This window comes from Mycobacterium sp., from assembly GCF_052143115.1.
GTDB lineage: Bacteria > Actinomycetota > Actinomycetes > Mycobacteriales > Mycobacteriaceae > Mycobacterium.
The window spans coordinates 1-8,337 of sequence record NZ_JBKQTQ010000159.1 but is presented as its reverse complement, the minus strand read 5'-3'; the positions used below and the strand labels follow the sequence as shown (position 1 = coordinate 8,337).

7 protein-coding genes are annotated in these 8,337 nt (G+C 63.7%); 6 read left to right on the top strand and 1 reads right to left on the bottom strand.

Annotated features, from left to right (window positions below):
- Positions 1 to 340: 340 nt before the first annotated feature.
- The 6 genes from ACLQI9_RS16185 (at position 341) to ACLQI9_RS16160 (ending at position 7,761) form a co-directional block, all read left to right on the top strand.
- A complete protein-coding gene (locus ACLQI9_RS16185) occupies positions 341 to 730 on the top strand; it encodes a hypothetical protein (protein ID WP_442391920.1) in 390 nt (129 codons plus the stop codon).
- Between the two features lie 695 nt (positions 731 to 1,425).
- The gene (locus ACLQI9_RS16180) at positions 1,426 to 2,715 is read left to right on the top strand and encodes an ATP-binding protein (RefSeq protein ID WP_442375998.1); all 1,290 of its coding nucleotides are present in this window, start codon (positions 1,426 to 1,428) and stop codon (positions 2,713 to 2,715) included.
- A gap of 295 nt (positions 2,716 to 3,010) precedes the next feature.
- The gene (locus ACLQI9_RS16175) at positions 3,011 to 3,262 is read left to right on the top strand and encodes a hypothetical protein (RefSeq protein WP_442375997.1); all 252 of its coding nucleotides are present in this window, start codon (positions 3,011 to 3,013) and stop codon (positions 3,260 to 3,262) included.
- A gap of 18 nt (positions 3,263 to 3,280) precedes the next feature.
- Complete coding sequence (gene ppsA, locus ACLQI9_RS16170; RefSeq protein WP_442375996.1) at positions 3,281 to 5,695, top strand: phosphoenolpyruvate synthase; 2,415 nt, start codon at positions 3,281 to 3,283, stop codon at positions 5,693 to 5,695.
- A gap of 39 nt (positions 5,696 to 5,734) precedes the next feature.
- Positions 5,735 to 6,700: an alpha-amylase family glycosyl hydrolase gene (locus ACLQI9_RS16165; RefSeq protein ID WP_442391919.1), complete on the top strand. Its 966-nt coding sequence runs from the start codon at positions 5,735 to 5,737 to the stop codon at positions 6,698 to 6,700.
- Complete coding sequence (locus ACLQI9_RS16160) at positions 6,697 to 7,761, top strand: hypothetical protein (protein WP_442375994.1); 1,065 nt, start codon at positions 6,697 to 6,699, stop codon at positions 7,759 to 7,761. The genes ACLQI9_RS16165 and ACLQI9_RS16160 overlap by 4 nt, the downstream gene beginning before the upstream one ends.
- Positions 7,762 to 7,943: 182 nt before the next feature.
- On the opposite strand, the gene ACLQI9_RS16155 is transcribed toward ACLQI9_RS16160, so the two are convergent.
- On the bottom strand, positions 7,944 to 8,337 hold a 394-nt coding region (locus tag ACLQI9_RS16155; RefSeq protein WP_442391918.1), incomplete at its 5' end, for a cyclic nucleotide-binding domain-containing protein.

The following is an 8,337-nucleotide window of genomic DNA, read 5'->3' as shown; positions in this document are numbered from 1 at the left end:
GCATAGGAGATATATCAGAAATCCGGCTCGGTGAACTGCGCGATCAGTGGGCAGCATCGGTCGGGGTCGGCGGAGGCGATCAGGCTCTAATCGACACTTCCGTGGAGTTCGTTAACGTGACGAGAGGTCGCGTGCATATTGCAGCGGTGGTCGCAGCGGGCGCGTCGTGGTCATCGGTCCGTCTCTCGGATCAGTTAGATACGGTCCTTTGTATCCTGGGGACAATTCGCGCCGCGTTAACACAGCCGCATCCGGACGCGACCGCGATTAGCGCCGCATTCGACAACCTGGCGAGCCAAGTCCTGGAAGTTAGAGAACAGCTAAGCCGGGCGGTGTCCGCGTGAATCCTCTCGATGAACTCAAGGCCGCTGTCGTAGCTCAGCAAGAGTTGCTTGAGGAGCTCAAAAAAGACGCCGAACAATGTCAACAGGACATCCTGGACGCCCACTCAGCGTGGGTGGCAGCGAAGCAGCGACTTCTTAAGCGCATGGCTCCGCGTTGGATATGGGTTGACGGCGTCCTCAAGCGAGACCCGACCTGGATCGCACCGACTGAAGCGGCGCTCAGTGAACTCAGGAGAGCCATTGAGTCACGCCGGGCTGAGTTACTCAGCCGCGAAGAAGCGGCGCAGACACTCGACACCTCGGTCAAACAGGCGAATGACCGGCTGACGGAGATGCGACAAACGTGGCCTCCCATCCTTGGCCCCTTTCCAACACGCAACATTTAGTTGACCCAGTTGAAAAGAGCGGCGTCGAAGCGGTGGCTGGGAGCCCATTTTGAACCCACTAGCGCCACGCGGATGGAACTTCGCGTCGGGCACCGACGTCGATCTCGCGCAGGCCGGTGCCCGGGTGTGCGACTGGCGCCGCCCCAGCGACGGATGTAACCGCGGGCAAATCGAACCGCTGGTCTCCCAGAAGTGTGGCCTTGATATCCGATGTCTATGATCGCGCCACGAAACTTTGCGCACACCGTCCTATGGTCCTTCGCGCAGCGACCTTCCGCGTGTGAAGCGGAAAAGATTGCGGGACAAACCCGTTCGCGCTGGCCAGGCAGGACCAGCTGGACCAGCAAGCGGTCGTTGAGCCGCCGGTTCTGAGACGGATGGCGGATAAGCGGCGGACAGATTCGACCCCAACCGAGGGGCTCGACACGGTGCACAATCCCGTTGTCGTGTATCAGGATGGTCCCACCGGCGCCGCGCTCGCGGTTGTACCCGACATCTGACAGGCCGCGTCCGCCACACTGCGGGCAGCCCCGAGCAGCGGTGGCCGCCTGGCCGAGCAGGCACGAGCCGGACGATGGTCGGCAAATCAGGATCACGGCACCGACAAAACAAGATCCAGTTGATCGACAAAACAGGATAAATAAGTCGACAAATCATGATTACGAAGTCGACAAAACAGGAGTAGCATCTCGACTGTGGTGCTAGATGGTGCTGGTCACGGGCTGATTGAGCGGCACATGTTAGAACAGCTACGCGAGGTTGCAGAGTACACCCGTGTCATGCTGATCAATGGTCCACGCCAGGCTGGTAAGACCACGCTGCTCGAACAGCTCCACGCCGAGCTAGGTGGATGGCTGCGTTCGTTGGATGTTGACGTCGAACGCGCGTCTGCGCGAGCCGACCCCGAGGGGTATGTCATGTCCGTGCCGCGCCCGACGTTCCTGGACGAGGTCCAGCGCGCCGGGGATCCGTTGATCCTGGCGATCAAGACGGCGACCGATCGCGACCGCCGGCCCGGACAGTTCTTCCTGTCGGGATCGACCCGATTCCTGACGGTGCCGACGCTGTCGGAGTCACTGGCCGGACGTGTCGCGCTCCTCGACCTGTGGCCGCTGTCTGTCGCCGAGCGAGCAGGTGTCCGGCCGAAGATCATTGCGCAACTGCTCAACGAACCCCAAACGGTCCTGGGCATCGAGGCCGCACCCGTCACGCGCCATGAGTATCTGCAGCTGGCCTGCACCGGTGGCTTTCCGGAAGTTGTACAGCGGCCCGCGGGTCGCGCGCGCAGCCGATGGTTCTCGGACTATCTGCGCACCGTGACGCAGCGCGACGTGCGCGAGCTGAAGCAGATCGAGCAGATGGAGCGCCTGCCTCGGTTCATGCGCTACCTGGCCGCCATCACCGCGCAGGAACTGAACGTGGCCGAAGCGGCGCGGGTCATCGGGGTCGACGCGGGGACGATCCGCTCGGATCTCGCGTTGTTCGAGACGGTCTATTTGGTGCATCGCCTGCCGGCCTGGTCACAGAATCTGACCGCGAAGATCAAGAAGCGGTCCAAGATCCACGTCGTCGACAGTGGTTTCGCGGCGTGGTTACGCGGGCAAAGCGCCGACTCGCTGGCGAGGTCAACCGCGGATGGCGCGGGCCCGATCATGGAAACGTTCGTGATCAACGAGCTGATGAAGCTACGTGTGGCGGCCGATATCGAGGTTGACCTGTATCACTTTCGCGACCGAGACGGACGAGAGATCGACTGCGTCCTCCAGACACCAGACGGTCGCGTCGTCGGTGTCGAGGTCAAAGCCTCGGCAACAGTGAACATCCACGACTTCCGACACCTGTCATTCGCGCGCGACCGACTTGGCGACCAGTTCATCACCGGCGCCGTCTTCTACACCGGTGCCCGGGCACTGCCGTTCGGCGACCGATTGATGGCCCTACCCATGAACGTCCTCTGGAACGGACAATCCCTCTCCGGCCTGTAGTCGTGTACCCAATTGCCTTACGGCAACGGCAGGTTGGAACGTCCTCCACCAAATGTCGCGGAGCAAGGGTCCATGGATCGAAGTCGGGCAGCCAGTCGCGGACGTGATCGGTTCCCCACCTTGCCGAGGTTCCCGTAACGTCGTAGCCACTTCACCGCGTCGTGATCATCGCTGCCGCTTGGCAGCCACCACAGTCAAACGTTGATGATCTGGTGGGACCGCGTATCGCAGGTCGAAAGTCCCTATTGCAGGGACTCCTGGGAGGGAAACATGGTGCCCACGAATAAGGAGCGCGATGACTGCACCAGTGCAATCGACAGTCTGGTATCCCGGTCCGAGCGGCGCGCCAGCTCAGGTCGCAGCGCTGGCGCCGAAGGATGATCCGTTCTACTGGTACGCCAGCGGCACGCCGCTCGAGAGCATCGCGCCCGGGGCGGTGAACACACTCGGCGCGCTCGCGCCCGGCAACCGGCTCGAGCCAATTCCAGAGCCCTCGCCTGCGAGGGACCCCATCGTGGCCGGGCTCAATGGCCGCCCGACCGCTTGACACTACGAGGAAGAGATCATGGGCACATCGCGCTACGTCCGGTTTTTCGAAGAGGTCGGCATCGACGACGTACCGCTCGTCGGCGGAAAGAACGCGTCGCTCGGCGAAATGTATCAAAAGCTGTCCGACCAGGGCGTCCGCGTCCCGAACGGGTTTGCCACCACCGCCGAGGCCTATCGCTACATGCTGGACCAAGCCGGCGCCTGGGGCCTGCTGCACCGGGAGCTGGACGACCTTGACCCCGAGGACGTCGCCGCGTTGGCCCGCAAAGGCAGGCGCGCCCGTGAGATCGTCTACGGCGCAGGTCTTCCCGAAGATCTGGCCTCGGAGATCCTCGACGCCTACCGCAGGCTGCAGCAGGAGTACGGCGAGGATGTAAGTCTGGCCGTCCGCAGTTCGGCGACCGCCGAAGACCTGCCGACCGCGAGCTTCGCCGGCCAGCAAGACACCTTCCTCAACATCAAGGGTGAGGAGAGCCTGCTCGACACCTGCCAGAAGTGTTTCGCCAGCCTGTTCACCGACCGCGCCATCCACTACCGCATCGACCAAGGGTTCGACCACTTCAAGGTGTCGTTGTCGATCGGCGTGATGAAGATGGTGCGCTCCGACCTTGCCGCCTCGGGCGTGATGTTCTCCCTTGACACCGAGTCGGGCTTTCGCGACGCGGTGTTCATCACCGGCGCCTACGGGCTGGGCGAGAACGTGGTGCAGGGCGCTGTGGATCCCGACGAGTTCTACGTGCACAAGCCGACCTTTTTGGCCGGGCATCGCGCCGTGCTGCGCCGCCTGATCGGCGACAAGGCGGTGAAGATGATCTTCGTGGAAGGGGGCACGAAGGAAACGACGCGGAACATTCCCACCCCGAAGGCCGACCGCGCCCGCTTCTGCATCACCGATCAAGACGCCTTGGAGCTGGCCGGCTACGCGTGCACGATCGAGCAACATTACCGCCGGCCAATGGACATGGAATGGGCCAAGGACGGCATCGACGGAAAGCTCTACATCGTGCAGGCCCGCCCGGAGACGGTGGCCTCCCAGCGCGGCGGCACGACGCTCGAAAGCTATGTTCTCGATGGTCGCGCCGAGGTGGTCACTCAGGGCCGCTCGGTCGGCGAGAAGATCGCCTCGGGCGTGGTCAGACGCATCGACAACCTCACCCACCTCTCCGACTTCCACCCCGGCGAGGTGTTGGTGTCCGACACCACCACGCCCGACTGGGAACCGGTGATGAAAACGGCCGCGGCAATCGTCACCAACCGCGGCGGCCGGACGTGCCACGCCGCGATCATCGCCCGGGAACTCGGCATCCCAGCCGTCGTCGGCGCAGGCGACGCGACCACGCGCGTTCCCAATGGCGAGCTGGTCACGGTGTCGTGCGCCGAGGGCGACACGGGGCGGGTGTACCGCGGTGAGGTGCCCTTCCACGTCGACCGGACCGAGGTGTCCGACATGCAGCGGCCGCGCACCGACATCATGATCAACCTCGGGAACCCCGATCTCGCGTTCAAGACGTCGTTTCTTCCCAACGACGGCGTGGGGCTGGCCCGGATGGAGTTCATCATCAACGAGTACATCAAGGTGCATCCCCTGGCCTTGATACATCCGGAGCGGGTCGATGACCCCGAAGCACGGCAGACCATCGATCGACTGACCTACGCCTACTCCGACGGAGGCTCGTTTTTCGTGCAGCGCCTCTCCGAAGGCATCGGCACGATCGCGGCCGCCTTCTGGCCCAAGCCCGTGGTGGTGCGCATGTCGGACTTCAAGACCAACGAATACGCCAGCCTCATCGGCGGAGCGGCGTTCGAACCCGACGAGAGCAACCCGATGATCGGCTTCCGCGGCGCCTCCCGCTACGCCCATCCCGCCTACGCCGAGGGCTTCGCGCTGGAGTGCCGGGCGATGAAACGCGTCCGCGAACAGATGGGCCTGACCAACGTCGTGCTGATGATTCCATTCGTGCGCCGAGTGGCTGAGGCGGACCTGGTCCTCGAGACGATGGCCCAACACGGTCTGCGACGTGGCGACAACGGGCTCAAGGTGTATGCGATGTGCGAAATCCCCAACAACGTGATCCTCATCGACGAGTTCGCCAAACGCTTCGACGGCTTCTCCATCGGCTCCAACGACCTCACCCAGCTCACCCTCGGCGTCGATCGTGACAGCGAGATCGTCGCCTTCGACTACGACGAACGCGATGATGGCGTCAAGGAGATGATCCGCCTGGCCGTGGAGGGCTGCCGCCGCAACGGAATCCACTCCGGGTTGTGCGGCCAGGCACCGTCGGACTACCCCGACATGGCCGAGTTCCTAGTCCAGGTGGGCATCGACTCAATGAGCCTCAACCCCGACACCGTGGTCAAGACAACCCGGCGCGTCCTGCAGGTGGAGCAACAAGCCAACACCGTTTCAGTACCAGTGGGGGGGTCGTGACGCGGGCTCGGTAGAGCGTCTATGGTCACACTGAAGGACATGGACCGCGCTGGGAGTGAGGCCTCCGGTCGGGCTTCTCCGCTGGGTGCCCGCCGCGCCGACGGCGGGACGAACTTTTCGGTGTGGTCGCGCACGGCTGCGCAGGTAGATCTGCTGCTGTTCGACGATGTCGATGACGCGCGGCCTTCTCGGGTGATCGCGCTGGAGCCACTGCGGAACCGCACGTCGAATTTCTGGCATGTGCTCGTGCCTGACGTGGAGCCGGGGCAAGTCTATGTGTGGCGCGTCCACGGCACCTTCGATCCGGCCGCGGGGTTGCGGCACGACGCGTCGGCGCTCCTGCTTGATCCGTACGGTGTTGCGGTGGCGGTGCCGGCCAACTACGACCGGATGGCCGGCACGCGCCCGGGCCGGGATCCGCGCACGGCGATGAAGAGTGTGGTCGGCGACCTGTCGGCCTACGACTGGGAGGGCGACATGCCTTTGGGGCGGCCCTTTGCGCGCACCGTCATCTACGAGGTTCATGTCCGGGGCTTGACCGCCCACCACAGCAGCGGCGTCGACCGCCGCCTGGCCGGCAGCTATGCCGGGCTGGTGGCCAAGATCCCATACCTTCGCTCGTTGGGTGTTACTGCGGTTGAGCTCCTGCCGGTGCAGGCGTTCGATCCGCAAGACGGTCCCCCCGGCCTCGTCAACTATTGGGGCTACAGCCCCGTGTCGTTCTTTGCCCCGCACCCGGCCTACGCCTGCGCGAGTGACCCGCTCGGCGCACTAGACGAGTTCCGCACCATGGTCAAGGAGCTGCACCGGGCCGGCATCGAGGTGATCTTGGATGTGGTGTTCAACCACACGGCCGAAGGTGGGGCCGGGGGGCCCACGTTCTGCTGGCGCGGATTCGACAACCGGGCCTACTACTTGCTCGACCGGGGGACCAGGCCACATACCTGGACTACACAGGCTGCGGCAACACCGTCAACGCCAACCACTCCGTGGTGCGGCGCATGATTGTTGACACGCTGCACCACTGGGTGGAGCAGATGCACGTGGACGGCTTCCGGTTCGACCTGGCCTCGGCCATGGCGCGGGACGCCGTCGGCGCGCCGATGGCCGATCCACCGGTCTTCTGGCAGGTCGAGAGCGACCCCGTGCTGGCGGGCACCAAGCTGATCGCCGAGGCCTGGGATATCGGCCTTTACCAACTCGGGACGTTCGTCGGCGACCGCTGGCGCGAGTGGAACGGCAAATTCCGTGACGACATCCGCCGGTTTGTACGCGGTGACTGCGGCACCGTGGGTCTGCTGCCCAATCGCCTGCTGGCCAGCCCCGACCTGTTCGGCGGCCGGCCCGCCGAGGTCGAACACAGCATCAACTTCGTCGCCTGCCACGACGGGTTCACCCTCAACGACCTGGTCTGCTACGCCCACAAGCACAACGAGGCCAACCTGTTGAACAACCGGGACGGCACCGACGACAACTACTCCAATAATTGCGGGGTGGAAGGACCGTCCGACGACGGGGCGATCGAGGCGATGCGCACCCGTCGGGTGAAAACCCTACTCGCCATCACCCTGATATCGATGGGGGTGCCGATGATTGGCGTGGGTGACGAGGTGCGCCGCACCCAGTGCGGCAACAACAACCCCTACTGCCAGGACAACGAAATCAGCTGGTTCGACTGGTCACTGACCGAAACGTACGGAGGCATCCGCCGCTTCGTACGGGGGCTAATCGAGCTCCGCCTCGAACTGGACATGACCCGCGTCATGCATGGACTTTCGCTGCCGGAGTTCTTGACCCGCTCATTGGTGGAGTTCCACGGCGTCCAACTGCACCGGCCCGACTGGTCGGCAGACTCCCACACCCTGGCACTCACCGTCAGAAGCGTCATCAAGACGCGCATGGTGCACATCATCCTCAACAGCGATGAGCGGCCCCTCGACTTCGAGCTTCCCCCGGTCGCCAAACCCACACTGCCATGGCGCCGCGTCGTCGACACGGCCCTCGATCCCCCCGACGACATCGCCACCCTCGACAGCGCATCACCAGTCCATGGCCCCATATACTGAGCGGACGCCCACTCGGCGGTTCTGCTATGCGCCGACCTCCACTAACAGCCCTCGTGTCGTCCCCACAAGCTGAAGCTGGACAGTCGCCGCGCCCACGGAGGACCTCCCACCCCTCGGGAGCTTAAGCCGCGTCGGGCGGCACGTTTCACATCCTGAGTGCGGACCAACGAGATAAGCGAGTGTCAATACCGCAGGAGATCCAATAACTGGAGTCGTGTGGCATCGAGACGCTGACCCAGACTTGAGGCGATTCGCTTCCCCAGCTGGTAGCCGAGCTCATGATCCTCTTCGCATTTGGCACGCAGGCACTTACCATCCAGCACGATCGCGAGGGTTGGCTTCATCGCGCGTGCATCGAATCTCCAGTGGTATGGCGGTATTAACCATGACCATCCGAGGATGTCGCCTTCCCCGACGGTTTGAATCGTCAAACTGCCGCGACCCGGAACGAAGAGTTCCAGCGCGACCTGTCCCTGGCGAATCAGATAGAAGCTGTCTGCCTCTTCACCTTCTTTGAAGATGAGGTCTCCCTCATTGAGGCGCACGTTCGCCGCACACCCGACCGCCAATTGAAGA

Excerpts from the sequence above, each read along its gene's own strand:
- ACLQI9_RS16160 (WP_442375994.1), top strand. The coding sequence starts at position 6,697 with ATGATTGTTGACACGCTGCACCACTGGGTGGAGCAGATGCACGTGGAC.
- ACLQI9_RS16165 (WP_442391919.1), top strand. The coding sequence starts at position 5,735 with ATGGACCGCGCTGGGAGTGAGGCCTCCGGTCGGGCTTCTCCGCTGGGT.
- ACLQI9_RS16175 (WP_442375997.1), top strand. The coding sequence starts at position 3,011 with ATGACTGCACCAGTGCAATCGACAGTCTGGTATCCCGGTCCGAGCGGC.
- ppsA (WP_442375996.1), top strand. The coding sequence starts at position 3,281 with ATGGGCACATCGCGCTACGTCCGGTTTTTCGAAGAGGTCGGCATCGAC.